This is a genomic window from Micromonospora sp. NPDC093243 (assembly GCF_044753725.1).
Taxonomy (GTDB): Bacteria; Actinomycetota; Actinomycetes; order Mycobacteriales; family Micromonosporaceae; genus Micromonospora.
Map to the genome: position 1 here is coordinate 228,418 of NZ_JBIVNT010000007.1, position 24,855 is coordinate 253,272.

30 protein-coding genes and 1 pseudogene are annotated in these 24,855 nt (G+C 73.3%); 19 read left to right on the forward strand and 12 right to left on the reverse strand.

All coding sequences use genetic code 11. The features are described 5' to 3' along the window. Positions 1-167 precede the first annotated feature (167 nt). The 3 genes from ACIP9D_RS24365 (at position 168) to ACIP9D_RS24375 (ending at position 2,884) form a co-directional block, all read left to right on the forward strand. Positions 168-344 carry a hypothetical protein gene (locus ACIP9D_RS24365; RefSeq protein WP_350873162.1) on the forward strand — a complete coding sequence of 59 codons (177 nt, stop codon included), beginning with the start codon at positions 168-170 and terminating at the stop codon, positions 342-344. Between the two features lie 253 nt (positions 345-597). Beyond that, positions 598-1,857, forward strand: coding sequence for a hypothetical protein (locus ACIP9D_RS24370; protein ID WP_350873163.1), 1,260 nt, complete (start codon positions 598-600; stop codon positions 1,855-1,857). A gap of 163 nt (positions 1,858-2,020) precedes the next feature. After that, on the forward strand, positions 2,021-2,884 hold the full coding sequence (locus tag ACIP9D_RS24375; RefSeq protein WP_350873164.1) for an alpha/beta fold hydrolase: 864 nt from the start codon (positions 2,021-2,023) through the stop codon (positions 2,882-2,884). Between the two features lie 3 nt (positions 2,885-2,887). Here the strand turns inward: ACIP9D_RS24375 and ACIP9D_RS24380 are convergent, their stop codons facing one another. Next, a complete protein-coding gene (locus ACIP9D_RS24380; protein ID WP_350873165.1) occupies positions 2,888-3,058 on the reverse strand; it encodes a hypothetical protein in 171 nt (56 codons plus the stop codon). A 194-nt stretch (positions 3,059-3,252) separates the two neighbouring features. On the opposite strand from ACIP9D_RS24380, the gene ACIP9D_RS24385 reads away from it, so the two are divergent. Then, complete coding sequence (locus ACIP9D_RS24385; protein WP_350873166.1) at positions 3,253-3,885, forward strand: hypothetical protein; 633 nt, start codon at positions 3,253-3,255, stop codon at positions 3,883-3,885. A gap of 173 nt (positions 3,886-4,058) precedes the next feature. Then, the gene (locus ACIP9D_RS24390; protein ID WP_350873167.1) at positions 4,059-4,427 is read left to right on the forward strand and encodes a hypothetical protein; all 369 of its coding nucleotides are present in this window, start codon (positions 4,059-4,061) and stop codon (positions 4,425-4,427) included. Between the two features lie 80 nt (positions 4,428-4,507). On the opposite strand, the gene ACIP9D_RS24395 is transcribed toward ACIP9D_RS24390, so the two are convergent. Continuing rightward, a complete protein-coding gene (locus ACIP9D_RS24395) occupies positions 4,508-5,416 on the reverse strand; it encodes a DUF72 domain-containing protein (protein ID WP_350873168.1) in 909 nt (302 codons plus the stop codon). Between the two features lie 141 nt (positions 5,417-5,557). Here ACIP9D_RS24395 and ACIP9D_RS24400 point away from each other — a divergent pair, with 141 nt between their 5' ends. The 3 genes from ACIP9D_RS24400 to ACIP9D_RS24410 all read left to right on the forward strand — a co-directional run bounded on the left by ACIP9D_RS24400 (position 5,558) and on the right by ACIP9D_RS24410 (position 7,646). Further along, positions 5,558-6,064: a DinB family protein gene (locus ACIP9D_RS24400; RefSeq protein ID WP_350873169.1), complete on the forward strand. Its 507-nt coding sequence runs from the start codon at positions 5,558-5,560 to the stop codon at positions 6,062-6,064. A 105-nt stretch (positions 6,065-6,169) separates the two neighbouring features. Further along, the gene (locus ACIP9D_RS24405; RefSeq protein ID WP_350873170.1) at positions 6,170-6,922 is read left to right on the forward strand and encodes a hypothetical protein; all 753 of its coding nucleotides are present in this window, start codon (positions 6,170-6,172) and stop codon (positions 6,920-6,922) included. A gap of 31 nt (positions 6,923-6,953) precedes the next feature. Further along, the gene (locus tag ACIP9D_RS24410; RefSeq protein ID WP_350873171.1) at positions 6,954-7,646 is read left to right on the forward strand and encodes a hypothetical protein; all 693 of its coding nucleotides are present in this window, start codon (positions 6,954-6,956) and stop codon (positions 7,644-7,646) included. 22 nt (positions 7,647-7,668) lie between these two features. On the opposite strand, the gene ACIP9D_RS24415 is transcribed toward ACIP9D_RS24410, so the two are convergent. From ACIP9D_RS24415 to ACIP9D_RS24425, 3 genes are all read right to left on the reverse strand, one after another. After that, positions 7,669-9,732 carry a glycogen debranching N-terminal domain-containing protein gene (locus ACIP9D_RS24415; RefSeq protein ID WP_350873385.1) on the reverse strand — a complete coding sequence of 688 codons (2,064 nt, stop codon included), beginning with the start codon at positions 9,730-9,732 and terminating at the stop codon, positions 7,669-7,671. Continuing rightward, on the reverse strand, positions 9,729-10,154 hold the full coding sequence (locus ACIP9D_RS24420) for an SCP2 sterol-binding domain-containing protein (protein WP_350873172.1): 426 nt from the start codon (positions 10,152-10,154) through the stop codon (positions 9,729-9,731). Before ACIP9D_RS24420 ends, ACIP9D_RS24415 begins: the two co-directional genes overlap by 4 nt. Positions 10,155-10,307: 153 nt before the next feature. Further along, the gene (locus tag ACIP9D_RS24425; protein ID WP_350873386.1) at positions 10,308-10,817 is read right to left on the reverse strand and encodes a DinB family protein; all 510 of its coding nucleotides are present in this window, start codon (positions 10,815-10,817) and stop codon (positions 10,308-10,310) included. Between the two features lie 83 nt (positions 10,818-10,900). On the opposite strand from ACIP9D_RS24425, the gene ACIP9D_RS24430 reads away from it, so the two are divergent. Together ACIP9D_RS24430 and ACIP9D_RS24435 are read left to right on the forward strand one after the other, a co-directional pair. Beyond that, a complete protein-coding gene (locus tag ACIP9D_RS24430) occupies positions 10,901-11,416 on the forward strand; it encodes a 2'-5' RNA ligase family protein (protein WP_350873173.1) in 516 nt (171 codons plus the stop codon). A gap of 178 nt (positions 11,417-11,594) precedes the next feature. Then, on the forward strand, positions 11,595-11,780 hold the full coding sequence (locus ACIP9D_RS24435; RefSeq protein ID WP_350873174.1) for a hypothetical protein: 186 nt from the start codon (positions 11,595-11,597) through the stop codon (positions 11,778-11,780). 45 nt (positions 11,781-11,825) lie between these two features. Here ACIP9D_RS24435 and corA read toward each other — a convergent pair whose 3' ends face one another. Beyond that, complete coding sequence (gene corA / locus ACIP9D_RS24440) at positions 11,826-12,950, reverse strand: magnesium/cobalt transporter CorA (RefSeq protein WP_350873175.1); 1,125 nt, start codon at positions 12,948-12,950, stop codon at positions 11,826-11,828. A 125-nt stretch (positions 12,951-13,075) separates the two neighbouring features. Further along, entirely contained in the window at positions 13,076-14,107 is a 1,032-nt protein-coding gene (locus ACIP9D_RS24445) for a PHB depolymerase family esterase (RefSeq protein ID WP_350873176.1), read from the reverse strand. A 223-nt stretch (positions 14,108-14,330) separates the two neighbouring features. On the opposite strand from ACIP9D_RS24445, the gene ACIP9D_RS24450 reads away from it, so the two are divergent. From ACIP9D_RS24450 to ACIP9D_RS24475, 6 genes and pseudogenes are all read left to right on the forward strand, one after another. Further along, a complete protein-coding gene (locus ACIP9D_RS24450; protein WP_350873177.1) occupies positions 14,331-14,498 on the forward strand; it encodes a hypothetical protein in 168 nt (55 codons plus the stop codon). Positions 14,499-14,559: 61 nt separating this feature from the next. Next, on the forward strand, positions 14,560-15,183 hold the full coding sequence (locus tag ACIP9D_RS24455) for a TetR family transcriptional regulator (RefSeq protein WP_350873178.1): 624 nt from the start codon (positions 14,560-14,562) through the stop codon (positions 15,181-15,183). Positions 15,184-15,218: 35 nt separating this feature from the next. After that, positions 15,219-16,808 (forward strand): MDR family MFS transporter, encoded by a 1,590-nt coding sequence (locus ACIP9D_RS24460; protein ID WP_350873179.1) that lies wholly within the window; start codon positions 15,219-15,221, stop codon positions 16,806-16,808. 136 nt (positions 16,809-16,944) lie between these two features. Continuing rightward, the gene (locus ACIP9D_RS24465) at positions 16,945-17,274 is read left to right on the forward strand and encodes a hypothetical protein (protein ID WP_350873180.1); all 330 of its coding nucleotides are present in this window, start codon (positions 16,945-16,947) and stop codon (positions 17,272-17,274) included. Further along, positions 17,271-17,399: pseudogene (locus tag ACIP9D_RS24470) on the forward strand (MerR family DNA-binding transcriptional regulator); the annotation flags it as partial. The gene ACIP9D_RS24465 and the pseudogene ACIP9D_RS24470, both read left to right, overlap by 4 nt. Before the next feature lie 185 nt (positions 17,400-17,584). Beyond that, complete coding sequence (locus ACIP9D_RS24475; RefSeq protein ID WP_350873181.1) at positions 17,585-17,779, forward strand: hypothetical protein; 195 nt, start codon at positions 17,585-17,587, stop codon at positions 17,777-17,779. A 361-nt stretch (positions 17,780-18,140) separates the two neighbouring features. On the opposite strand, the gene ACIP9D_RS24480 is transcribed toward ACIP9D_RS24475, so the two are convergent. Beyond that, positions 18,141-18,509 carry an ATP-binding protein gene (locus ACIP9D_RS24480; protein WP_350873182.1) on the reverse strand — a complete coding sequence of 123 codons (369 nt, stop codon included), beginning with the start codon at positions 18,507-18,509 and terminating at the stop codon, positions 18,141-18,143. A 200-nt stretch (positions 18,510-18,709) separates the two neighbouring features. Between ACIP9D_RS24480 and ACIP9D_RS24485 the strand changes: the two genes are divergently transcribed. The 3 genes from ACIP9D_RS24485 (at position 18,710) to ACIP9D_RS24495 (ending at position 20,807) form a co-directional block, all read left to right on the forward strand. After that, positions 18,710-19,027 (forward strand): STAS domain-containing protein, encoded by a 318-nt coding sequence (locus ACIP9D_RS24485; RefSeq protein WP_350873183.1) that lies wholly within the window; start codon positions 18,710-18,712, stop codon positions 19,025-19,027. Between the two features lie 10 nt (positions 19,028-19,037). After that, a complete protein-coding gene (locus tag ACIP9D_RS24490; RefSeq protein ID WP_350873184.1) occupies positions 19,038-20,303 on the forward strand; it encodes a GAF domain-containing SpoIIE family protein phosphatase in 1,266 nt (421 codons plus the stop codon). 102 nt (positions 20,304-20,405) lie between these two features. Next, positions 20,406-20,807: a DUF2267 domain-containing protein gene (locus ACIP9D_RS24495; protein WP_350873185.1), complete on the forward strand. Its 402-nt coding sequence runs from the start codon at positions 20,406-20,408 to the stop codon at positions 20,805-20,807. 17 nt (positions 20,808-20,824) lie between these two features. Here the strand turns inward: ACIP9D_RS24495 and ACIP9D_RS24500 are convergent, their stop codons facing one another. The 4 genes from ACIP9D_RS24500 to ACIP9D_RS24515 are packed head-to-tail and all read right to left on the reverse strand — an operon-like array spanning position 20,825 to position 24,855. Beyond that, positions 20,825-21,355, reverse strand: coding sequence for a hypothetical protein (locus tag ACIP9D_RS24500; protein WP_350873186.1), 531 nt, complete (start codon positions 21,353-21,355; stop codon positions 20,825-20,827). 16 nt (positions 21,356-21,371) lie between these two features. Beyond that, the gene (locus ACIP9D_RS24505; RefSeq protein WP_350873188.1) at positions 21,372-22,169 is read right to left on the reverse strand and encodes a hypothetical protein; all 798 of its coding nucleotides are present in this window, start codon (positions 22,167-22,169) and stop codon (positions 21,372-21,374) included. Positions 22,170-22,195: 26 nt separating this feature from the next. Continuing rightward, positions 22,196-23,434, reverse strand: a complete 1,239-nt coding sequence (locus tag ACIP9D_RS24510; protein WP_350873189.1) for an MCE family protein — start codon at positions 23,432-23,434, stop codon at positions 22,196-22,198. Next, entirely contained in the window at positions 23,431-24,855 is a 1,425-nt protein-coding gene (locus ACIP9D_RS24515; RefSeq protein WP_350873190.1) for an MCE family protein, read from the reverse strand. The genes ACIP9D_RS24510 and ACIP9D_RS24515 overlap by 4 nt, the downstream gene beginning before the upstream one ends.

A 24,855-nucleotide genomic window follows, 5' to 3' on the forward strand; every position in this document is an offset into this window, starting at 1 on the left:
CCGGCGCGGAGTGCGGCGCCCAGGGGTGCAACGCCGGTCGTGCTCCCCGGATTCCGGCACAGGCGACCACCGCCCGGTCACGGGCCGTCCGCGGGGACGATCACGCCGGCCGCCGGCCGCTACGCTGACCGGCGTTTTGGCGGGCGGCGGGAGATCGCACGCTGCTGGTGGTCGCCGCCGGCCGGGCCGACGACGAGGAGCCGCCGGTGGCCCCGCCGTGGCCGCTGACCCGGGCGGAGGTCGACGCCTTCGCCGGATCGGGGCTCACGCCGCTGCGGGTCGAGGAGATCACCGACGGCTCGGGCGTACGCCGCTGGCGCGCCCGGTTCCACCGCGCCGCCTGACCCGACCCCGTCCGCCGAAACCCGGGGCGCACTACGGCGGCCCGGTGCCGGGTCGCGCCCGGAATCGATGCCGACGCCACAGCGTCCCCACGCTGTCTCCCGCGATGCGGCGGGGAGCCGCCGCCAGCGCTCCGGGCGGATGTGTCAGTCATCGAAAGATTCCGTGACGAACCATTGACGTCCGTCAGCAGCGGGTGATCTGATCGCGCTCTCCGGAGAATCTTTCATATTTCGATGGACGGATGGGAGACGTATGTCCAGGTTCCGCCGTACCACGTTGCTGGCGGCGCTCGCCGTCGCCACGGCCGCCCTGTCGACCGCCGTGGCGCTGCCCGCCCCGGCCTCGGCCGCGCTGCCCACCGCCGCGATCGCCCTCGGGGACAGCTTCATCAGCGGCGAGGGCGCCGGGGCGTACGCCCCGGTGGTGGACGTCAACGGCGTCGCCCAGGGCTTCCCTGGTTGGACGGCGCCGAACAGCAACGCGTACTTCTGCCACCGCTCGGCCAACGCCTCGCTGCACCGTGCGACGCTGCCCGGCATCCAGAACCGGTTCAACCTGGCCTGCTCGGGCGGCCAGCCGCACGACATGGCCGCCGCGTCGTCGGCGCGGACCAACGGCCGTCAGGTGGCGGCCCAGCTCGACCAGCTCCGCGCTGTGGCGCAGACCAACGACATCGACCTGGTCCTGCTCGGGCTCGGCTCGAACAACAGCTCGTTCACCTTCGGCAACGTGGCCGAGAAGTGCGCCAACCGGTTCATCGCCGACGCCTGGACGGGCTGGTGGGAGTTCTGGGCGTACCTGAACGGCCCGGTACCGCAGGAGCCGTGCAGCGACGCCGACCTGGCCACCGCGGCGCAGTTCAGCGCCGCGACCGCGGAGACCACCGCCGCGGTACGCCAGCTGCTGACCACCCTGGACCAGGTGGACGCGGACGGCCAGCACCGGATCGTCTTCCAGGACTACACCAACCCGCTGCCGCTGGAGCTCTACTCGAGCTTCCACGAGGAGGACAGCCGGGACGACACCCGGGACAAGTTCCGGGCGCTCGGCGCCGAGCGCTACGCCGCCGGGTGCCCGATCCACCGGGCCAGCCTGGCTCCCGGTCACCGCTTCTCGCAGGGCCTGGGCACCCTGGTGAAGTCCACCCGGGACACCCTCGCGGCCGAGTTCCCCGCCGACGACCTGGTCTACCTCAACGTGCAGCGGGCCTTCGACGGCGCCCGGCTCTGCGAGAACGCGACCAGCCCGAGCGGGGCGCTGGCCACGCCCATCCGCCTGCAGGACAGCCCGCCGAACGGCACCTTCGTGACCAGTCTCAGCGGCAAGGACAAGATCGCCATCCAGAAGATCGCGAACACCTGCGCCACCTACTTCCAGACCTGCCAGGAATCCTGGCACCCGAACGCCACCGGGCACCAGGTCCTCGGCCAGTGCCTGACCGGCGCCGCCACCACGCCCGCCCGCGCGGTCTCCTGCGTCCGCGCCAGCAACGGGTCGATCACCGTCTCCTGACCCGGGTACGACGAGGGCCCCGCCGAGCCGGCGGGGTCCTCGTCGTACGGTCACGCGTCGGCCGGCACCGGGGCGTCCAGGCACGCCGGCGCGACCGGGCGGTCGACTAAGGCAGCGCCACGCGGAGCTACCCGTCGGTAGCTTCCCGTCGTACGCTGAGCCGGTGAGCGAAGCCGCCGAGTACACCCAGGAGTTCGTCGACGTCGACGGCGAGCGGATCGGGGTGCAGGTCTATCCCGAGCCGGACCAGCCGGACGCGCCGGTGGTGCTGGTCTGGCCGGCGATGGGAGTGCGCGCCCGCTACTACCGGCCACTGGCCGCCGCGTTGCGCGCGGCCGGCCTGGCCGTGGTCGTCGCCGACCTGCGTGGCACCGGGGCCAGCACGCCGGCGCCGAGCCGGCGGTCCCGCTACGGCTACGCCGAACTGGCCGGCGACGTCGGCGCCGTGCTGGCGGCGCTCAAGCCCCGGCTGGACGGGCGGACCCGGCTGCTGCTCGGGCACTCGCTCGGCGGCCAGGCGGCGCTGCTGCACCTCGCGCTGCACGGCCAGGACGCGGTGGACGGGCTGGCGCTGGTGGCCGTCGGCCTCCCCCACTGGCGCAGCTATCCGGGCCGGCGGGGGTACGGCGTACTGCCGTACACCCAGGGCATCGCCGCCACCGCGGCGCTGCTCGGAGTCTGGCCGGGTTGGGGCTTCGGTGGCCGGCAGGCGCGCGGGGTCATCCGGGACTGGGCGCACACCGCGCGGACCGGGCGCTTCCCCCGGCTCGACGGGGTGGACGCCGAGGCCGCGGTGCGCGGGCTGCGCCTCCCGGTGCTCGCGGTGAGCGTGGACGACGACCAGTACACGCCGCACGCCACGATGGACCACCTCTGCGCCAAGCTGACCGCGGCCCCGGTGCTCCGCGAGCACTACACCGCGGCGGACGCCGGCGCCCCGCTGGACCACTTCACCTGGGTACGCGCCGCGACGCCGCTGGCCGGGCGGGTGGCCGCCTTCGCCGCCGGCCTGCCGCGGCGGCGCTAGACCTCACTCCTCCGGATCGAGCGGTACCAACTCCCCGTCCCGCTCCACCCGGATCTCCCCGTGGTCCCGTCGCGGCGGCACCTCGGCGGTGCTCCGCTTCGGGTCGTTGCCCGGGTGCATCAGCACCGCGTCGGTCTCCGGGGTCTTCTCCCGGCTCTCCTCGGGCTGGCTCATCCCGTTCCCCCTCCTCGTGGCTGCGGACTGCTCTACCCCCGCAGGCCCGGACGACTCCTGCCGCCGCCGCTACGACCCGTACGTGCCGGCTGTCCCGCCTGTCCCCTGCCCGGAGGTCTCGGCGGGTGAGGGACGGGGTTAGCCGCGCGGGCGGTGGGTATGCCGCACCGCCCGACACGGCGGAAGGGGATCAGATGTCCGAACGGCATACCGCACTGCGCTCGATGCACGATCTGGGTCTGGCGGCCTGGTTCGGCGGCTCCCTGATGGGGGCGCTCGGCGTCAACGGCGCGGCGGCGAAAATCAGTGACGCGACCCAGCGGCTCCCGGTCGCCTCGATGGGCTGGTCCCGGTGGACGCCGGTCAACGCGGCCGCCATCGGCGCGCACCTGGCCGGGGCGGTCGGCGAACTGGTCACCGAGAGCCCTCGGGTGGCCAGCCAGGCCGGCGTGGCCCGGGCCAGCACGATCAAGACGGCGCTGACCGTCGGCGCGCTCGCGATCACCGGCTACAGCCGGCTGCTCGGCATGCGGCTGGAGAAGGCCGGTGGACCGCCGGTGGACGGCATCACCGAGCCGAACCACCAGACGCCGAGCAAGGTCGCCGCCAACCAGCGGCAGATGAAGCTGCTCCAGTGGGCGGTCCCGGCGATGACCGGCGCGCTGGTGGTGGTGACCGCGTACATGAGCGAGCAGCAGAAGCCGGGCCAGATGTGGCGCGGGATGCTGGGCAGGGCCGGTGGGCTGATCAGCGCGCCGAAGGGGGTGGCCAAGGTCGCCGGCCTGGGCATGGCGGCCAAGAAGCCGATGGCGATGTCCGGCCGCTGAACGGCCGGCGCAACCGGCACCCCGCCGACTCCTCAGGTGGGGTGCCGGCCAGCGTCCGCCGGCAACCGGCGCGCCCGACGCGACCGGCGTCCGCCCTCGCGGCTCGGCGGGCATGACCGGCGCGGTGACGGGCAATCAGCGCCGGTAGCGGCGGACCGAGCAGCGAGGTGGACATGACGGCGGACAAGGGACGCAGTGGGACTCCGCGCGATCCGGAGGTGACGGTCCCGTGGGGCACCCGGGACGTCTACGACACGGAGCCGCCCTGGGGCTCGGACGAGGACTCGCCGCTGGACGAGGGCAGCGAGGAAACCGCGGTGCCGGAGGGACGACGCGGTGAACGCCGGGCCGGAGCGCCCGCCGGGCCGTCCGGGCCGCAGGGTCGGCACGGGTTCGGCTCGGTCGAGCCCACCCGGCTGACGGAGGCCGGGCCGGGGGCACCGCCCGACCCGACGCCGCCCACCCGGTCCTTCCCGGACGACGCGGACATCGACGAGCGGGCCCAGGACGCCTTCCGCGCCCGGGGCCGCCGCACCACCTGAGGGCAGCCGGGAGCGGTCCGGCCCAGGACACCCGACCGTCGATCCCGGACGGTCGCGGGCGGGGCCGGGCGACGCCGCCGTCAGCTCGCGGCGCCGGCCGCGGTGGGACGAGCGTGGCCGGCGCCGGCCAGCAGCGCCGCCAGCTGCTCCGCGTCCCGCTGGGCCTGCCCGGCACAGCAGTTGTTGAACAGCACGTGAAGCTCGTCGGCCTGGCCGGCCAGCTCCGTCAGCAGCTCGGACCAGGAACGCAGCTCCCGGTCGCCGTAGGCGTAGCGGAACCGCTCCTGCTTGTCGCCGCTCTCCCAGGCGTCGCTGTGCCCGTGGAACCGGACCACCGCCGGCTGCGCGGTGGCGACCAGGATCGGCGGGACCGACGACGGATGCCCCTGCGGCATGTCGACGCAGACCAGGCTCAGCTCGTGCGTGCGCAGGAACTCCAGGGTGTCCAGGGCGGACCGGCCGTCGAACCAGGACCCGTGCCGTAGCTCCACCCCGACCCGCCACGGACGGCACCGCTCGGCCAGCTCGGCGATGCGCCGCTCGGCGGCGGCGCCGCGGGCGAGCCACGGCGGGAACTGGAGCAGCACGGCGCCGAGCTTGCCGGCCGCCGCGATCGGGTCCAGCGCCGCGCGGAACCGGGCCCACAGCTCGTCGTACGCCGGGGCGGGCAGGTCACGACGGCGGATCCGGGTCGGGCCGCCGGCGGGCCGCAGGTCGCGCGGGAGCGCGGCGACGGGCGTCGGATGCCCGGTGAACAGGCTGAACGCCTTGACGTCGAAGGTGAACTCCGCCGGGGTGGCGTCCACCCAGCCCTGGGTGGTCTCCGGCGCCGGCACCGCGTAGTACGAGGTGTCCACCTCGACCAGTCCGAAGCGCTCGGCGTAGAAGCGCAACCGGCCGGCAGGTGTGTTCACCGAGCGGGGGTACCAGCCCGAGCGCAGCAGCGACTGGTCGGCCCAGGACGACGTGCCCACCCGAATCACACCCATGTCATTCAGTTCACCCCCTTCGGCCCGGATCGGCAACCGGTGCGCCGGCGCTGGCCCCGGCCTGCCCGCCGCGCGGGACACCGAAATGTCGGTGCCCGGTCCTAGGCTCGGCGTGGTCCAACTCCATGAAGGGCGGCGTCCATGACCATCTCCGAGCAGGTCGGCACCAGCGAACGGGCCGATCTCACGCAGTCGCTCCGCCGCCACCGCGGCTTTCTGCGTCAGACCGTCGACGGGCTCACCGACGAGCAGGCCGCCGCCCGCACCACGGTCAGCGAGCTCTGCCTCGGCGGCCTGGTCAAGCACGTGGCGCTCACCGAGCAGAGCTGGCTGCGGTTCGCGGTCGGCGGCGCCGAGGCGATGCAGTCCGAGCCGGTGGACTGGGTCGGGCAGTTCCAGGTGCTGGAGGGTGAGACTCTCGCCGGCCTCCTCGACGAATACGCCCGGGTGGCCGCTCGGACGGACGAACTGGTCGCCACGCTCGACCTCGACACCGCGCACCCGCTGCCGGTGGCCCCGTGGTTCGAGCCGGGGGCGAGCTGGTCCGTGCGACGGGTGCTGCTGCACGTCATCGCCGAGACCGCCCAGCATGCCGGGCACGCCGACATCCTGCGCGAGTCGATCGACGGCGCCAAGACGATGGGCTGATCCCCGCATCCAGACCCGGCCAACGCCGCCGGCTCCGCTCCCCGGAGCCGGTGCCACCGGGTGCGATGTGACGTCCCACCGGCGCGCGGCGCTGAGGGACACGAGATGAATGCACACCGGATGGACCCGGAGACCGTCGAGCGCCTGCTCGGCGGTCCCGTCGTTGACCACGATGGCCTGCGCCCGCTCGTGCTGCTCCTGACGGCCCTACGCGCCGCGCCGCGCCCTGGTGAGCTCGACGGCGAGCACGCCGCCGTGCAGGCGTTCCACCACGCCTTCGCCGCGCCCGCCGACCCGCCGCGACGCAGGCGGGCCAGCACGGTCCGGATGGGACTGCGGGCCGCCCTGGCCACGCTCGCCCTCGCCGCTACCGGCGGGGTCGCGCTCGCCGCCACCGGCACGCTGCCGGGCGGGCCACCGCAGCCCACCACCACCGTTCCCGCACCATCCGCCTCACCCGGTCAGGGCTCCTCCGGCGCCAACCCGGGGCCGGAAGCGGGTCCGGGCACTGCTGGCCGGCCGACTCCCGCCGCGGCCGTCGTCGGTCTCTGCCGGGCCTACCGCGAAAAGAGCGGTGACGACCGGGGCCGGGCGCTGGAGAGTCCCGCCTTCACCGGCCTGGTCAACGCAGCCGGCGGCCCGGGCCGGGTGGCCGACTACTGCGACCAGGTGCTCGCCGACGAACCCTCCCACGGCAAGCCCTCGGACCGGCCGGCGGTTCCGGCCCACCCGAGCGCCCGACCGACCAAGCCGCCGAACGAGCCGCCGGGGCGTCCCGACGAGCCGGGCAACGGCGAACGGCGGCCGCCGAGCGCCGGGCCGAAGACCCCTGCCACCGACGGTCGTTCGGGCGGCTGACCGGGGCGGGCCGGGCTGATACCTTGCCCGGATGAGCACCGGGCTCGACCGGGCGGTCGGACAGCTGTACGCGGCCTTCGGTCGACATCCCCGGCCGACCCGGACGGCCCACTGCCCGCACTGCGTCCGCCCGGACGAGGTGGCCGCGCTGCTCGGCGCGCCGCTGCGCGCGCTGACCGCCGAGCAGCTGTGCCGCTACGCGGGCAAGGCGGGCACGACCTGGGGCGACCTGGCCGACCTGCGCTACTTCCTGCCCCGGCTGCTGGAGCTGCTGGCCGCGGGCCGGCTCGACGACCCGCTGGTGCCGGACAAGCTGCTGAGCACGGTCGGGGAGCACTGGCGGAGCTGGCCCACGGACGAGCAGCAGGCGATCGAGGCGTACCTGGACGCCTGGTGGCGACGGACGCTCCGCGACTTTCCGGCGCCGGTCGAGGTGGCCGAGGTGCTCGCCGCGATAGGCGCCACCGGGGTGGACCTCCGGCCGTACCTGTCGACGTGGGCGGGCGACGGCGGCCAGCCCGCCGCCCGGCATCTGGCCGAGCATCTCGCGTACTGGCAGCCTGACGACCGGCGGCCCTGGGCGCGGGCGGTACGCGCCTGGCACGCCAGCGGCGCGCCGGCCCGGGTGCTGGAGGCGGCGCTGCTCGCGGCGGACGATCCGGCGATCGCTGAGGAGATCTCCGCCGGGTACGACGTGGCCGCGCCGCTGTGGCCGATCCGCTGAGCCGACGGTTTGCCGCCGCTGGTCAGCGAAGCCGGGGTCGACTCTCCCGGGCGGCGGCACGGTCCCGCCCGTACGCGTCGGAGTGCCCCCAGCGGCCCGGGATGTCCAGCAGCTCGATCCCCCCGAAACCGGGCGGCAGGTGCGGGTTCACCAGCAGGTTCTCCCCGATCGGCCGCAGCCCGAGCAGCGCGCCGAGCAGCATCAGCAGCCCGCCCGCCGACCAGGACTGCGGGCGGCCGGCGGCCGGCAGCTGGACCGGATACTTGGTGAACTCCCGCTCGTAGCCGGCGATCAGCTCCGGCAGCGAGCCGCCGAGCGTGTGCGCCACGTCGAAGATGCCCGCGGCGATCTTGGCGGCCTCGGCGTCCTGCCGGTAGTGGCGCAGCCCGGCGACGATCAGCGCGTTGTCCGACGGCCACACCGCCCCCAGGTGCGAGCCCACCGGGTTGTAGGCGTGCTGCCCGGCGGCCAGGGTCCGCACTCCCCAGCCGGTGAAGAGTTCCGGGCCGGCCAGGTGCGCGGCGAGGGCCGGCGCGCTCTCGTCGTCGACGATCCCGCTCCACAACAGGTGCCCGATGTTGGACGACAGCGCGTCCACCGGTGTCCCGTCCGGTTCCAGGGCGAGCGCGTAGTACTCCCGGTGCGGCAGCCAGAAGTCGCGGTTGAACCGCCGCTTCAACTCCGCCGCCTCCCGCTCCAGCCGGTCGGCGTACGCCGGGTCGCCCCAGAACTCCCGGGCCAGCCGCGCTCCGCGCCGCTTCGCGTCGTACGCGTACCCCTGCAGCTCGCAGGTGGCCCGGGGCAGACCGGGCGTCCGCCCGTCGGCGTACCTGATCGCGTCCGGCGAGGTCTTCCAGCACTGGTTGACGGTGCCGTGCCGGTCGTTGCGGGTCTGGTAGCGCAGGTAGCCGTCGCCGGTCATGTCGCCGTAGTCGTCGATCCAGTCCAGCGCCATCCGGGCCGGGTGCCGCAGCTCCCGCACCAGCTCGGCGTCGCCCGACCAGCGCTCGTACTCGTCGAGCAGCACCACGAAGAGCGGGGTGGTGTCGGCCGCGCCGTAGTAGAGGGAGGTCGGCCGGTCACCGAACGCGGCCGACTCGCCGTAGCGCAGCTCCGACAGGATCTTGCCCGGCTCCTCGTCATGCTCGTCGTCGAGCCGGCCGCCCTGCAGATTGGCGAGCATGCGAAGTGTGGCCGGCGTCAGCTCTGGGGTGAACGCGATGCTCTGTAGGCAGGTGAGCAGGCTGTCGCGCCCGTACAGCGCCATCGCCCAGGGCAGGCCGCCGATCGGCACCGAGCCGGGGTTCACCAGCGGCACGTACCGCAGCGACGCCAGGTCGGTGAGACTGCGCTCGTACGAGGTCGCCAACTCCCTGCGCTCGGTGATCAGTTGCGGCGCCCGGTCCAGCCACTCCTGCACGTCCTCGCGCATGCCACGGCGCACCATGTCCCGGTGCGACTCCAGGCTGGCCCGTAGGTCCCGCCCACCCTCGCCATGAATCGTCATCCCGACGTGCAGGTCGGTGACCCAGCTGCCCTCCGGTTCGACCCGGATCCGGAACGTCATCCCGCCCTGGTCCACGTCGACCGGCGCGGTGCTGGTCACGATGGCTTCCCGGGTGAAGCGCTCCCGCTGGTAGCGCAGCCGGAGCTGGCGTCGCTCCTGATCCGCGGTGACGACGACGGTGCGCTGGCGCGGCTGCCGGATCTCCGCGGTGTCGGCGAAGTCACTGCCGATGTCCAGCCGGACGCTGAGCTCGACCGGTTCGGCCGAGTGGTTGAGCAGCGTGATCCGCTCGTTGAAGCTGTCGTCGATGGACCGGTGCCGGATCAGCGAGACGTCCGCGTCGACGTAGTGGCTCGCCTTTCCGGGCACCAGGAAGAACCGGGTCTCGAAGTAGGTCATGTCGTCGCGGGAGAGCGCGTTGAGCCGCTCCCCGTCGACGCTGAGCACCCAGTGGGAGAGGAACCGGGTGTCGAACGAGAAGACGCCGATCGGGTGGCGCGGGTCGACCTCCATGTCACCCTGCGTGTCACTGACCGCGAAGGCGTTCCCCGCGATCACGCACACCGGCTGCTGCGTCACCATCGCTCGTCCCGCCCACCGCTGCGCTCGGCCCCGGCGCTGCGCTCGGCCCCGGCTGTGCGCTGCCGGCCGAGTTCGCGCGGGTGCCGGGCGTCCGGCGGACCGGGGAAGATCCGCCGGAGCAGCATGAGCAGCCGGATGTCGCCCTGCACGGTCAGGTCGTTGCGCAGCAGCGCGCTCGAGACGTGCGTCTGCCCGGCCGCCATCTGGTCGAAGACCCTCCGGTCGGCCCGGACCACCAGGTCGGCGCCCTCGGCCGACCGGCTCACCTCGACGTGCTGGTCCGCGACGGTGAGGTACCAGTGCTCGGTGTGGCCGTTGTCGTGCGCGTCCAGCCGCAGCGACCCGGCGGTCCGCTCCGGTAGCTCCGGTCGCCGGCCGGGCGCCAGCCCTTGCAGATAGTCCCGCGCCGTGCTCGCCATGCTCCCCTCCCCTCGTCCTCGCAGGGTCGCACCGGCGGGGGTGAGGCGGCCTCACCCGAACCGGGTGGGCCGAAGCGGGCGGGCGGCACCCGCCCCTCCTCGTCTCGGTGCTGCGGGAACGACCAGCCGGCCGACGTCGGTGCCCGGGAGCGGTCAACCGGCCTCGACGAGGCCACGGACGTAGGCGGCCTGTCCGACGTGCTGAAGATCGTCGTCGGCCACGCTGACCAACCGAACGCCGAGGGTCACCGGTGGATCCCACGCCTCGTCGACCACCCGGTCCAGGTCCGCCGGGCGCAGACCGGCCAGGAAGTTCCGGGTCCGGGAGTGCACCGCCTCGTAGTAGTCGAGCAGCGCCCGCGCGCTCTCCGGCCGGACCGCGGCCACCTGCTCGGCGGTGTGCCCGTAGCCGGTGTCGGCCGGATCGCTGGTGAGACCGAAGCGCGCGGCCCAGTCGCCGGTGGCCCAGACCTGCTCCGTCCCGATCAGGTCGGCGACGTGGTCGTCCTGGACCCGGGTCAGGTGCCAGACCAGCCAGCCCACCGGGTTGGCGCCCGGCCCGGGAGCCTGCCGAAGCTGCTCCGGGCTGAGCCCGTCGACCGCCGCGCGGACCAGATCGGGCAGCCGGTCGTATGTCTCGGTCAGCAGATCACTCACGTCCACTCGGGTCACGCCTCCTGTAATCGCCCTCGCCGGCAGAGGTACCGCCACCGGCAACGGTCAAACCTGACCGCTACCGTGATCATGTGGTTGCGGCGCTGGAGCTCTACCTGGACACCGACGCCACCCGGCGGATCCGGGTGCTGTGGGACGCGTTGGAATCCGAGGGTGTGCAGAGCATGCGCTCCCTGCTGGAACAGCGGCACCGCCCGCACGTCTCGCTCGCGGTGGCGCCAAGCTTCGACCCCGAGCGGGTCAGCGCGGCGCTGCGCGACACGGTGGTCGCCGCGCCGTTGCGGCTGTCGTTCCAGCACGCCGGGCAGTTCGTCGGCCGGGTGCTCTGGCTCGGGGCGACGCCCACCGCCGAGCTGCTCGCCCACCACCGGGAGGTGCACGCCCGGCTCGCCGCGGCCGGCATCACCCTGGTCGAGCACTACCAGCCGGGGCGGTGGGTACCGCACTGCACGCTGTCGATGCGGGTACCGAACACGTTGATGGCCGCCGCGGTGCGGCGCTGCCTGGAGGTGTTGCCGGTGGAGGCGACCGTGGTCGGCGCGGCGCTCACCGACCACGCCCGGGGCATCTCCTGCCCGCTGCCCTGAACACGGCGTGAGCTGGAGAAGAGTCGGGTAATGGGAAACCGCGTGTGCCCACGCACCCTGGCATGCGATGGTTGCAGTGAGCCGTGTCACACCGACCGCGGGCTGGCCGGCGTGCGATCCGCATTGTCGCGGGGCCGCCCCGCCCAACGGGCACGGCTGCGACGAGAGAGGCAGTGCCATGCAGGCTCAGCGCAGCGCGCCACCGATCGAACGGAGCCGGAGCACCGACGACCCTCAGGGCGGCGGCACCACCGGGCCGGCCACCCCCCTGGCGATCTGGGGCGCTGCCGCCATGCTCGGCCGGATCGGCACCGACGAGGACGACACCGAGTACGAGCGGCACATCCTGCGCGGCTTCGAGTAGCCCGAACCCGTTCGGATCCTGGACCTACCGGCTGGCAGCGGCGGGTCAGAGCCAGCCGCGGCGCTTGAAGATCAGATAGAGGGTGCCGCAGACGAGCGCCATCAACCCGACCGCGAAGACATAGCCGAATCGCCACCGCAGCTCCGGCATGTGCACGAAGTTCATGCCGTAGACGGTGCCGATCAGGGTCGGGGCGAACAGGATCGCCGCCCACGAGGAGACCTTCTTCAGCTCCTCGTTCTGGGCGTAGCTCGCCGCGGTGAGGCTGCGCATCTCCTCGTTCTGCTGCTGCGAGACGAGGGTGGCGTTCACGGCGAGGATGTTCTGCAGCAGGTGCCGGAAGCTGTCCACCCGCTCCACCACCTGGGTGAGGTGATCGGTCACGTCCCGCAGGTAACGCTGCAGCTCCTCGTCGCTGCCGTACTTGCCGGAGCCGGCGGCGAGCGCGCCGAGCACCCCGAGCAGCGGGCGCGCCGCCCGCTGGAACTGGATCACCTCGCGGCTGAGCCCGTAGATCCGCCGACTGGCGTTCGGGTCGCCACCGAAGACCTCCGTCTCGATCTCGTCGATGTCGTTCTCCAGACCGGCCACCACCGGGGCGTACCCGTCGACCACCTGGTCGAGGATCGCGTAGAGCACCGCCTGGGGACCCCGGGCCAACATTCCCGGCTCGTCCTCAAGCCGCCGCCGCACGGCGGACAGCTGCGGCGCCTCGCCGTGCCGGACGGTGATGACGAACCCGGGGCCGATGAAGAGGTGCAGCTCGCTGAACTCGACCTCCTCGCGCTGGTCGAGGTAGCGGGCCGCGCGCAGCACCACGAAGAGCGTGTCCCCGTAGCGTTCCAGCTTCGGCCGCTGGTGCGCGTTGATCGCGTCCTCCACGGCCAGGTCGTGCAGCCGGAACTCGCGTGCGAGCGAGATGATCTGATCGCTGTCCGGCCGGTACAACCCGATCCAGGCCATCGAGTCGGTCAGTTCCTGCAGACAGCGGTAGGTGTCGGCGAGGTTGGACGGTGACGCGCGCCGGCGCCCTCCGGTGTAGACGGCACTGTCGATCAGACCGCCGAAGGGGGTCGCCGGCTCTTCCGGCTCCCGTCCACTCGGGCTGACCTCGTGCTCGTCCAACTGGCGGCCGAAGCCGCCCTCCGGGCGGGGATCGTTGTCGACCATGATCACCTCCCCGGACGTCCCGGTGGGGTGGCCGCGCGTCACCGACCGGCCGATGCGCGGCCGGGTTCACCGGGGGCGGCTGCATCCCCGTTCCGCCCCGGCCGAAACCCGCACCGCGGTGGCGCTCAGCCGTCGAGCCGGCGGACCATGTTCATGATCGTCTCGACCTGCGCGCCACCCTTGATCGGGTAGTTGGTCGCGCCGAGGTAGCCCCACCAGTCCCAGCACCCGTTCGGGTTCGCGACCGAGGTGGTGGCCTGCGGATAGAGCACGATCGTGTTGTTGGTGTCGGCGTACTGGTTGAGGTTGGCCCGGTCGACGAAGGCGGTGCCGACCTTGCCGTACCCCTGGAGGCAGCCGTGCAGCGCGACCAGCAGCCGGCAGGACTGGCCGGCGGCGCACGATGCCGGGACGTACGCGAAGCCGGCGGTGTCCATGCTGATGCCGTTGGCCCAGCCGTTGACCGCGAAGGTGTTCTGGGCGAAGCGGGTGAGCGTGCCGCGCAGCGGTCCGGTGTTCGGCGCCTGCACCGAGCCGAACAGCTTGCGCAGGAAGGCCCCCTGCGGGTCGGTGCCGCAGTCGTTGAGGAAGGGCGAGGCGGTCACCGTGCAGCCGCCGGTGCCGTACGGGGTCACCCAGGCGTGGCCGGCGGCGGAGCCGCTGTCGTACTGCACGCTGGCGCCGAAGCGCTGGTGGTAGCGGACCAGGTCGTCGGTGACCGACTTCTTCACCGTGTTGTCGGAGTTGCCGTGGAAGACGTAAGCGGGACGGGACGCGAGGTTGGCCACCGGGTCGATCCAGCCGTACGACGCCCAGGTGCGGGTGTAGGTCTCGAGATTGGCCAGGTATGTCGGGTAGATGTTGTCGCCGCACGCGTAGAGCGCCTGGCTGACGGTGTTCTGCGCGCAGTAGTACGGGCCGGCGGCGAAGATCGCCGAGCCGCGGATCCGCCCGGAGTAGGCCACCTGGAGCTGGGTGGCCAGGTACCCGCCCGAGGAGACCCCGGCGACGTACACCGCGGAGACGTTGTACGTGTTCAGCGAGCCGGCGACGGGCGGCACGGTGTACGGCGTGCCGGCCGCGTGCGCGGCGCTCGCGGGAGGCACGGCCAGCAGCAGGCCGACGGCGGCGGCCAGCGCCTTCCACCACACTCTCATGATCCACTCCTGTCGCCCGGCACCGGCGACGCCGGCGTGCGCCGACGGTACCGAGACATACATCACAGTCCATATGCGTGCGGGCCACACAACCCGCCCTGCGGGGATGTCGTCGGGCCACCGTGACCGCCGGCCGGGCCCGTGTGTCGGACTTGCGGCGACGGGTATCCGGAACACGCCGGCAGGCCGCCGGGCACCGCCGAACGCGGGGAGGCCACCCCCAGTGTCATCCGGTCCCGAGGAGCAGCACGCACCCGCCCGGGACCGCCCGGGACGGACCGAGCGCCGCGAACCGGAGCGTTTCACCGAGCACGACGACGACGCGCTGACCGACGAGGAAGCCCGGGCGCCGGACACCGCGCGGACCGAGCAGGAGCCGCCCGGCGGTTAGTCTGCTCACTTCGCGACGCGAAAGTTTGCACGGACTGAAAGATCGTTCCTAGGGTTACCCGGTGAACTTCGACCCCTCCCCCGCCGCGGCTGGTCTGCGGGACCGCAAGAAGCGGCAGACCCGGGCCGCGCTGGCCACCGCCGCGCTGCGGCTGGTCGCCGAGCGCGGGCTGGAGCAGGTGACGGTGGAGGAGATCAGCGCCGCCGCCGACGTCTCGTCCCGGACCTTCTTCAACTACTTCCCGAGCAAGGAAGACGCGCTCATCGGCGACCATGCCATGCAGAGCGCCCGGTTCGTGGCGCGCGTCGCCGAGGTGCCGCCGGGGGTGCCCGCCCTCGCCGCCATCCGGACCGCCATGACCGAGGTCATCGACGAGATGCAGGCCGACCGTGAGCTGTGGCTGCTGCGGATGGCGGTCGTCGCGCAGCACCCGGCTCTGCTGCCGCGCCTGGTCACGGTGGGCGCCGAGGCGGAGCGGGCGATGATCGAGGTGGTGGCCGGCCGGGTGGGCGTATCCCCGGAGCACGGCTTCCCGACCCTGCTCACGACCGTCACCGGCGCCGCGTTCCGCACCGCCATGCTGCGCTGGGCCGCCGCCGGCGGCACCCGGTCCCTCGCCGACCTGGTCGACGAGGCGTTCGACGCGCTCGCCGCCGGACTGGCCGATCCCGGCCCGAAGACCTGACCCCCTGACCGCTCCCGCCACAAGTTGAGGAAACGATGTCCGCATCAACCGTGCCCGCCGATCCCGTCGAGGTCGGCCCGGCCCGCATGTCCCGCCGCGAGGTCCTGCAGGCCCTCTCCGGCCTGATGGTCGGCATGTTCGTGTCGATCCTCGCCTCCACGGTCGTGGCGAACGCGCTGCCGCGCATCATCGCCGACCTGAACGGCAGCCAGACCGTCTACACCTGGATCGTCACCACCGAACTGCTGGCCATGACGGCGACCGTGCCGCTCTGGGGCAAGATGGCCGACCTCTACAGCAAGAAGCTGCTCATCCAGTCGTCCCTCGCGCTCTTCGTGATCGGCTCGCTGATCGCCGGCTTCACGCCGAACGTCGAGGTGCTGCTGCTCAGCCGGATCGTGCAGGGCATCGGCGCCGGCGGCATGACCGCGCTCGCCACCATCGTCATGGCCGCGATGATCCCGCCGCGGGAACTCGGCCGGTACGCCGGCATCTTCGGCGCCGTCTTCGGCGTCGGCACCATCGCCGGACCGCTCATCGGCGGGGTCCTGGTCGACACCTCCTGGCTCGGTTGGCGCTGGTGCTTCCTGATCGGCGTCCCGTTCACCATCCTGTCGATCGTGCTGCTCCAGCGGACGCTTCACCTGCCCGTCGTCCGCCGCCAGGTGAAGATCGACTGGCTCGGCGCGGCGCTGATCACGGCCGGCGTCTCGCTGCTGCTGGTCTGGTCGTCGCTGGCGGGTCACCACTTCGCCTGGGCGTCCGGCTGGACGGCGTTGATGGTGGCCGGCGGTCTCGTGCTGCTGGCGGTGGCGGTGTTCGTCGAGTCCCGGGCCGCCGAGCCGATCATCCCGCTGGACATCTTCCGCAACCGCACGGTCTCGCTGGCCACCGTCGCCAGCGTGCTGGTCGGCGTGGCCATGTTCGGCGGCACGGTCTTCCTGTCGCAGTACTTCCAGATCTCGCTGGGCAAGTCGCCGACGGTGGCCGGCCTGATGAGCCTGCCGATGATCTTCGGGCTGCTCGTCTCGTCGACCGTCGCGGGTCAGCTGATCACCAAGTACGGCCGCTGGAAGATCTTCCTGGTCGCCGGGGGCGGCATCATGACGGCCGGGATGGTGCTGCTCGGCACCATCGACGCGCAGACCAGCGTCTTCGTCCTGTCGATCTACATGGCCGTGCTCGGCATCGGCGTCGGCATGCTCATGCAGAACCTGGTGCTGGCGGCGCAGAACGACGTGCCCGCCCACGAGCTGGGCGCAGCCACCTCCATGCTGACCTTCTTCCGGAGCATGGGCGGCGCGATCGGCGTCAGCGTGCTCGGCGCCGTCCTGGCCAACCGGATCACCGATCTGATGGCCGAGAAGCTCGGCCCCGCGGCCGCCGGCGGGGGTTCCGGGACGCAGGTTCCGGACCTCGCCACGCTGCCCGAGCCGGTACTGCGGATCGTGCAGGGCGTCTACGGCACGGCCACCGCCGACCTGTTCCTGGTGGGCGCGCCGCTGGCCCTGCTCGCGATGGTGGTGGTCATCTTCATCAAGGAGAAGCCGCTGCACACGCTCAGCGGCGACGAGCGGCGGGCCCAGGAGGAAGCCGCCGCGCAGGCGGCCGGCGTCTCGCACTGAGACCCGGCCGGAAGCGGGTTCCGCGGCGCCGGCACCGCGCCGCGGAACCCCCTTTCGCCACGGCCGGCCACGCGACGACCGTCGCGCGGCCGGCCGGCTTGCATCCGGTACCCGGGTACGGGCTTACCGTCGAAGGATGACCCGGCACGACGAATGGGTGCCGCCGGCGTGCACCCTGCCCACCGCGGAGCGTCCGGTGCGGCTCAGCGAGTTCGACGACCTCTTCACCTTCGCGCTGCGCGAGCAACGCCGGCTGGCGCCCACCCGGCTGCGGTGGTGGCTCGACCCGGCGGAGGGTCCCACCGCCCGGGACCTGGCGGACCGGGAAAGCAGCTGCTGCGCGTTCTTCTCCTTCACCGTCCGGCCGGTCGAGGGAGCGGTGCAGGTGGACGTCGCCGTGCCGGCGGCGTACGTCGACGTCCTCGACGCGCTCGCCGCCCGGGCGCTCAGCCGGATGCCCCGGTGAATGGCCTGCGCAGCGGCCAACTGGCCGACGCCGCCGGGGTGAACCCGCAGACGCTGCGCTACTACGAACGTCGCGGCCTGCTCGCCGAGCCGCGGCGCACCCCGGGCGGGCACCGGCTCCATCCGACCGGAGTGCGCCGCCCAGCCGGCCTGCCCGATCCCGTTCCCCACGTCGGCGTCGGGGCACGATGAGCGGCGGCCGCTGCGACGACGTCCGAGGTGGTCGCACGCCGGGCTCGACCCCGCGGGGGCAACAACTGCCCGTACCTAGGCTGAGTGGCATGTCGAGCTGCGCCGAGAGGAGTCTCGAAATGCAGATGCCCTGTCCACCAGCCGATCCCCGGCCCGCGCGGGAGCGGGCTGTCCCACTGCGCAAACTCGTCCTGATCGGCGTGGCGCTCGCCGTCGGCATCGCCGCCGACCACGACCCCGCGCTGGCTACCCAGGCGCTCCTGGGCCTGGTCACCTTCACTGCCCTGGACCGACTGGACGCCTCGATCCGCTGACTCCACCGCCCGCCCACAGCGGGTTTCGGCGGCCGGCGGGCCCGACCGCACGGGCTCCCGTTGCCCGCGGGTACGCCCGCCGCGTCCGCGGTCGCGATCGTCACCGACGAGCTGTCCTTGCCGCCGGCCCGTGGTGCCGAGGTCGGTTCGCCCGGGCGGATGCGGGCGTCCGGTCGAGAGCTGGATACCGATCGGGATCGTCGCAATCCCGGGCGCGCGCCCGGTGCGCCTGCCCCGGCGGCGGTGCGGGACATCGTGCGCGATGCCGTCGACGAGGAACGAGGAAGGGCGCAGGCTGCGACCCCCGGGCGAGCGCCCGTTCGGGCGCGGCACCCGCCGGCCCGACGTACGCAGCGGCCCGTTAGTCGAGTCGCTCCGATGTCACGTCCGGCGCGGCGGTGACGCTCAAGGTGACGACGGTACCGGCATCGGAGGTGTGGACCGTGACGTCCTGGCAGAGCTGCTGCACCAGCCAGAGCCCGCGCCCCCCGAGGGTGTGCGGCGTCGGCAGCCGGGGCGCGACGTGCGCCGGGATCCCGCCGCCGCTGTCGCGGACCGTGACGGTGACCGTGCCCGGCCCGGGGGTGAGGGTGACGTCGGCGGCGCCGCCACCGTGCTGAATCGCGTTGATCACGACTTCGTTCACCGCGATGGTGAACTGTTCCGCGCGTTCGGGCGTCAGGCCGGCACGCAGGGCCGCACGCGTCACCCGGTGGCGGACGTCAGCCACGCCGTGCGGCGTGACACCGCGTATCGTCGCCGCAGCCGGATCCGCATCCGGCTGATCGGCTGATGTCACATCCACAACGTCCTCACCGCCGGAGCCTAGCCCCCAGCAGCTCTGCGCGCCCGAGTCGCCGCAGGTGCCGGTGCCTCACTATAAAGTCAGCACGACCGTCCGGTCCTGGGACGCGAGAGGAGGAGTTCGGCGTGCCGCTGTCATTGTCCAGCCACCGCACGGCCGACGCCGCCACGATTGCCGTGCGGGGCGAGGTCGACCTCTCCACCGTCGACGACCTGGAGCGCGCGGTCGCCGCCGCGGCACAGGAGGACGCCCCCGCGATCATCGTCGATCTCGGTGGGGTGACGTTCCTGGACTCCGCCGGGATAAACGCCCTGCTCAAGGGGCGGCGGCTCGCCGACGAACACGGCAAGCCCTACCACGTGACCGGTGCCCAAGGTATGGTCCGTCAACTCCTGCGGATGACCGGTGTGTGGGAGCATCTCGCCACGCCGGCCAGCCGGTAGTGGTCGCGGCATGGACGCTGTCCGCCGGGTCGAGGATGCGATGGTGATGAGCGGCGACGTGTCACGGGCCGGCAGCGAGGAGAAACTCCGCCGGCTACAGACCATCACCGATGCCGCGCTGTCCCAGCTGGGCGTGGAGGATCTGCTCGACGAACTGCTGGAGCGGACCCGGGACCTGCTCCAGGCCGACACCGCCGCGATCCTGCTCGTCGATCCCACCGGCACCGAGTTGGTCGCGACCGCCGCGAGCGGCCTCGAGCAGGAGGTCCGGCAGGGTGTCCGGCTGCCGGTCGGCCGCGGCTTCGCCGGCTCCGTCGCCGCCCGGGGAGAGCCGGTCATGCTCGACCGCGTGGACCACACCAACGTCCTCAATCCGATCCTGCTCACCCGCGGCGTGGTCTCCGTCCTCGGCGTACCGATGCTCGACGGCACCCAGGTCATCGGCGTGCTGCACGTCGGGACGCTGACCCCGCGACGGTTCACCCACGACGATGTCGAGTTGCTCCGCCTGGTGGCGGACCGGGCCAGCCTCGCCACCCAGGCCCGGCTGTCGCGGCTGGACCGCGCCGCCGCGGTGGCCCTGCAGCGCAGCCTGCTGCCGGCCCGACCGCAGGCGGTGCCGGGGCTGGACGTCGCCGCCCGCTACGTGCCCGGCGCCGCGGTCGGCGTGGGCGGTGACTGGTACGACCTCTTCGCCCTGCCGTCCGGGCAGATCGGCTTCGCCATCGGCGACGTCGCCGGCAACGGCCTGCGCGCTGCGGTGGTGATGGGCCGCATCCGCAGCGCCCTGCGCGCCTACGCGTTGGAGACCGACGATCCGGCCGACGTGCTCACCCGTCTCGACCGCAAGGTGCAGCTCTTCGAGCCCGACGTCATGGCCACCGCGCTCTACGCCGTCCTGGACCCGAGCACCGGCGACCTCACCCTCTCCAGCGCCGGACACCTGCCGCCGATCCTCACGGAGCGGGACGAGGCCTCCCGGTTGATCGTCGTCGCCCCTGACCTGCCCCTCGGCGCCTACCGGAACGCGCCCCGGCACAGCACCCGCATCTCCATGCCGCCCGGCAGCTGCCTCTTCCTCTACACCGACGGGCTCGTCGAGCGACGCACCCGGCCCCTCGACGACGGCGTCGAACTGCTCCGCGCGGCACTGACCTGCGCGCCCGCCGACACGATGTGCACCACGGCGATGGCGGCGCTGCTCGACGAGGCAGCGGCCATCGACGACGTCGCGGTACTCGCGGTACACCGCACCGAGGAGGGGTCGGCGGCCTGAGCGCCGGCGAGTTCCCAGCCCCGCGTCGCGGGCCGTGGTGACCGTTTGCCCTCCCGACAGGCGGGTAGACGCCGCTATTCCTCGCAGAGAAAGGCCGCGAAGGTGGAGAACAGCGAGTTCATCGACTCGGTGGCGAAGCGCCTGCGCACCTCGGCCGAGCAGGCGACCGCCATCACGCGTGCCACGCTCACCACACTGGCCGAGCGGATCGAGGGGGGTGAGGCGAAGGACCTGGCCGCTCAGCTCCCCGAGGAGCTGAGCGGATACGCGTACGGGCCACCCGGTGAGACCGGCCGGTTCAGCTTCAACTCCTTCATCTCACAGGTGGGCGGGCGCGCCGAGGTGGACGCCGCAGCGGCCCGGGACGGGGTGCGGGCCGTCTTCGACACCCTCCGGGAGGCCCTCCCACCCGGCGCGTACGACGACATCGTCACCCAGCTGCCGCAGGAGTTCTGGCAGCTCACCGACTCGGCGGGTCGCTACGACAGGCGCGGCGGCGGCTGAGCGCCCGCACCCGGTGCTCAGATGGCGGTGGCCTGGGAGACCTTCCACTCGCCGTCGACCGGCACCAGCGTGAGCACCACCCGGTTCTGGTCGACCTTCTCCCCCGCCGTACTCACGTTGCGGCGGTACTGGTTGAGGTAGACGAGCAACTCCACCCGGTCGGTCTCCGCGCTGACCACCCCGGTGGCGGAGACCTCGGCCAACACCACCGCCTGCTGCTTGCCGGCCGTCTCCTTCAGGGTCACCGTGGTCCGCGCGTACTCCTCGGCGAAGGCGCCGGTGGCGAAGGTCCGCCCGTTCGCCACGCTCTCGTCGAACGTCCGGTAGTCGTACGAGAAGATCGCCTTGGCGGCGGCCGGCGCGGTGGCCAACGCCTGCCGTACCGCGGCGTCACGCCGCTCGGCGGCCCGGTCGCCATACCAGGCGAGACCGGCCGCGACGGCCGCGAGCAGCGTGGCAGCCACCAGCGCCGGCACCAGCCGGACCCGGCGAGGTCGCCGGGTGGCGCGCACGGCGCGGCCGCGGCGCAGGAGTGCGGGGGTACGCATCGAGAACCTCCTCCGATCAGCCGACGAACTGGAGCTTCGCCACGAGCCACGCGCCCGAGTCCCGGTCGCGCACCAGGTCCAGCTGGATCCGGTAGTGCGACGCACGGCCGTCGGGCGCCTTCACGTTGCGGACGGTGGCGTCGACGGCCACCAGCGCGACCGCCCGCCGCCGGTCGCCGGAGACCAGGCCGGCGCGCAGCACCGTGCCCTGCGAGTCGACCTTGTTCTCCACCACGGCGGTGCGGACCTGCGCCTGCCCCCGGGTGAACTCCTCCTTGAAGTCACCCGTCGCGCCCGCGGTGATCCGTTGCAGGTCGCGGTCCACGCTGGCCGCGCTGACCGAGACGAAGTTGACGCTGGCCTGCCGGGCGGCGGCCAACGCGGCCTGCCGGGCCTGCTCGGTGGCCCGGGCGGTGTACCAGCGGTGCCCGTAGACGCCGGCGCCGGCGAGGGCGATGGCGAGCAGCACCACGAGCAGGCCGGCGAGGGCTCGACGGCGGCCCGTCCCGGCCGGCGCCTCGGCGTCGCGGGTCGGCTCCGCAGCACCGTCCGGTCCGTCGGCGGTCGCGCCGTCGCCGATCGCGCCCTCGTCGTCGGGGTCCGGTAGGTCTTCGACCTCGGCCGGATCCCCGACGACGGTCAGGTCCGCAACCTCCGTCGGGTCCTGCACCGGCTCCCGGTCCAGCCGCCCCAGCACCTCCTCGATGCCGCCGGCCGGCGCGGGCAGCCGACGGGTGACCACCCGGCGCTGCGCCGGGCCGCCGCTCTTCGCGCCCTTGATCACCCGGAGCGTCCGTTCCCTGCGGATCGGCATGCCGCCACCTTCCTCTCCGACGCCGGTCACGGCGTCACCCCGGCGAGCAACAGCTGCTTCCACGACTGCTCCCCCGCCGTGCGGTACTGCCCGCCGGTGCCGCCGAACTGCAACGGCCGGCCGTCCGGGCCGAGCACCAGGCCGGTCGCCGGGTCGTATCCGCCCGGGGCGGCCGGCCCGCCCGTCGGCGGCGGGGCCGGCTCCCGCCCGGCCGGTCGTGGCGCGTTGCCGGCGCCACGGACGTTCCCGCCGGCCGCCCGGTCCCGGTCGGTGCAGCGGGTGCCCCCGCCGCGGTACACACAGGACGGCGGGTCGTTGACGTTGAGCACCAGGCCGAAGTGGGCGGTACCGTCGCCCGGGGTGACGGTGAAGCCACCGGCCACCGCGATCGGGTAGACCACCAGCAGCTGCTCGATCCCGGGCAGTCGGCGGGCGGCGATCCCGTTGACGGTCACCAGGTTCCCGAGCAGCGTGCCGACGGTCGGATCCAGCCCGCGCAGCAGTGCCCGCAGCTCCGCACCCGCGGGCGGGCCGTCGGCGAGCAGCCGGCGCAGGTCCTCATCGGCGTCGCGGACGGTCTCCGCCAGCGCCGCCAGCCCCGCCGACCAGCGCCGCAGCGCCTCGGCCGACTCGGCCTGGGTGCTCAGCACGGTACGCCCGTCGCGGATCAGCGCCAGCGTCTCCGGCAGCCGGGCGGTGGCGTCGGCGAGCAGCGCGTCACCGGCGTCGAGGATCCGGGCCAACGCCTGCTCGTTGCCCTCGAACGCGGCGCCCAGTTCGCTGATCAGCACGGTCAGGTCGTCCGGGTCCACCGACCGGACCAGCGCGTCCAGGTTGGTCAGCAACGTCTCCGGGGCGAGCGGCACCCCGGTGCGCTCGGCCGGGATCACCGCGCCGTCGGCGAGGTACGGTCCGCCGTCGCGTTCCGGCCGCAGGTCGACGTACTGTTCGCCGACCGCCGAGCGGTGCGTCACCACGGCCCGCAGCGCGCTCGGAACCCGTACCTCCCGGCGGATCCGCAGCTGCGCCCGAACGCCGTCGTCGCGCAGGTCCACGGCGGTGACCCGGCCGACCGGCACCCCCCGGTAGGTGACCGGCGCGTTGGCGAAGATGCCGCCGGCGCGGGCGAGGTCGAGGTGGACGAGGTAGCTGCCGCCGAGCAGCCGGTCGCCGAGCCCGACGTAGCGGACGCCGACGTAGGAGATGCCGAGCAGGCTCACCACGACGAACGCGAGGACCTGGAGCTTGACGGTACGTCCGATCACGGCAACAGCCCTCCGCCCAGCACGTCTGTCAGGTCACCGATCAACCCGCTCACCGCGCCGGTCACCGGCAGCACGCACGGCGCGGTGAGCACCGTGCCGGGCAGCAGCTCCGTGCCGGCCGGGAAGGCGGTGCCCGGTGGTACGAGTCCCTTGGGCAGGATCAACCCGCCGAGCGGCACCTTCGAGCCCGGCTTGAGCAGCTCGCAGCCCTTGGGCAGCAGGCAGTCCTTCGGCGGCTTCCAGGTCGCCGGGAAGTCCTTCAGGTCGGGCAGGCAGCGCAGCAGCGGCAGGTCGGACCCGGGCCGGCTGCCACCGTCGGGGTCGCCGCCCGGGCGGGGACGAGGGGTGCCGCCACCGGCGGGCGACCGTGTACCGGGACCCGTCCCGCCCGGTCGCGCCGCCGGCCCCGCGGGCGTCGGCGCGGCGGCCACCAGGTTGGCCAGGATGCTGGCGGCGTCCAGATCGGCGGTGACGGCCAGGTTGACGAAGTCGCCGACGATCGCGCCGGTGACGTTCGGCGGGAAGGGGAACGACAGCATGAAGTCCAGCGACTTCGGCAGGTTGTCGCCGGCCCGGGCCAGCTGCTCCAGAATCGGTTGCAGCGCCCGTACGCTGGCCAGGGTGTCGTCGCGGCTGCGGTTGACCACCACGGCGCCGACCCGGCCCAGCTCGCCGAGCGCGGTCAGCGCCTCGGTCAGCTCGGTGCGCTGCTCGGCCAGCACCGTCAGGCCCGGGGCGAGGGAGTCGAGCGCCTCGCCGACCACCTGCCGCTGCCGGCTCAACCGGTCGCTGAGCCGGTCCAGCGCCTCGATGGCCCGGACCAGGTCGGCCTTCTGCCGCTCCAGCCCGCCGACGAAGGTGTCGAGCTGGCCCAACGCGTCGCGGACGGCCGGTTCCCGCCCGTCGAGGGCCTGCCCGAGTTCGCTGGTGATGGTGCGCAACTGGGCCAGCCCGCCGCCGTTGAGCAGCAGGCCCAGCGCCGCCAGCACCTCCTCGACCTCGGCACCGCGCCGGGTGCGGGACAGCGGGATGACGTCGCCGTCGCCGAGCCGACCGGCGTCGGCTCCGCTGGCCGGCGCGGCCACGGTCACGTACTTCTCGCCGAGCAGGCTGCTCTGCCGGACGGCGGCGGTGGCGTTGCCCGGCAACCGCACCCCCCGGTCGATGCGCAGCCGGACCTGCGCGGTCCATCCGGCGAGGGAGATCTTCTCGACGCTACCCACCGTCACGTCGTCGACCTTGACGGCGGCCTGCGGCACCAGATCGAGCACGTCGGTGAACTCGGCGGTCACCGTGTAGCCGTCCCCGGCCGGGGCGCCGCCGGGCAGCGGCAGGTCGGCCAGCTCCGGCAGGCCGCACCCGGCGGGCAGCAGCAGTACGACGAGCGCGCCCGTCAACGCCCGCGCCAGCCGTCTCCTCAC

Coding starts and splice junctions, on each gene's coding strand:
- ACIP9D_RS24370 (WP_350873163.1), top strand. CDS start 598: ATGTCCAGGTTCCGCCGTACCACGTTGCTGGCGGCGCTCGCCGTCGCC.
- ACIP9D_RS24380 (WP_350873165.1), bottom strand. CDS start 3,058: ATGAGCCAGCCCGAGGAGAGCCGGGAGAAGACCCCGGAGACCGACGCG.
- ACIP9D_RS24385 (WP_350873166.1), top strand. CDS start 3,253: ATGTCCGAACGGCATACCGCACTGCGCTCGATGCACGATCTGGGTCTG.
- ACIP9D_RS24390 (WP_350873167.1), top strand. CDS start 4,059: ATGACGGCGGACAAGGGACGCAGTGGGACTCCGCGCGATCCGGAGGTG.
- ACIP9D_RS24395 (WP_350873168.1), bottom strand. CDS start 5,416: ATGGGTGTGATTCGGGTGGGCACGTCGTCCTGGGCCGACCAGTCGCTG.
- ACIP9D_RS24400 (WP_350873169.1), top strand. CDS start 5,558: ATGACCATCTCCGAGCAGGTCGGCACCAGCGAACGGGCCGATCTCACG.
- ACIP9D_RS24405 (WP_350873170.1), top strand. CDS start 6,170: ATGAATGCACACCGGATGGACCCGGAGACCGTCGAGCGCCTGCTCGGC.
- ACIP9D_RS24410 (WP_350873171.1), top strand. CDS start 6,954: ATGAGCACCGGGCTCGACCGGGCGGTCGGACAGCTGTACGCGGCCTTC.
- ACIP9D_RS24420 (WP_350873172.1), bottom strand. CDS start 10,154: ATGGCGAGCACGGCGCGGGACTATCTGCAAGGGCTGGCGCCCGGCCGG.
- ACIP9D_RS24435 (WP_350873174.1), top strand. CDS start 11,595: ATGCAGGCTCAGCGCAGCGCGCCACCGATCGAACGGAGCCGGAGCACC.
- corA (WP_350873175.1), bottom strand. CDS start 12,950: ATGGTCGACAACGATCCCCGCCCGGAGGGCGGCTTCGGCCGCCAGTTG.
- ACIP9D_RS24445 (WP_350873176.1), bottom strand. CDS start 14,107: ATGAGAGTGTGGTGGAAGGCGCTGGCCGCCGCCGTCGGCCTGCTGCTG.
- ACIP9D_RS24460 (WP_350873179.1), top strand. CDS start 15,219: ATGTCCGCATCAACCGTGCCCGCCGATCCCGTCGAGGTCGGCCCGGCC.
- ACIP9D_RS24465 (WP_350873180.1), top strand. CDS start 16,945: ATGACCCGGCACGACGAATGGGTGCCGCCGGCGTGCACCCTGCCCACC.
- ACIP9D_RS24475 (WP_350873181.1), top strand. CDS start 17,585: ATGCAGATGCCCTGTCCACCAGCCGATCCCCGGCCCGCGCGGGAGCGG.
- ACIP9D_RS24490 (WP_350873184.1), top strand. CDS start 19,038: ATGGACGCTGTCCGCCGGGTCGAGGATGCGATGGTGATGAGCGGCGAC.
- ACIP9D_RS24500 (WP_350873186.1), bottom strand. CDS start 21,355: ATGCGTACCCCCGCACTCCTGCGCCGCGGCCGCGCCGTGCGCGCCACC.
- ACIP9D_RS24505 (WP_350873188.1), bottom strand. CDS start 22,169: ATGCCGATCCGCAGGGAACGGACGCTCCGGGTGATCAAGGGCGCGAAG.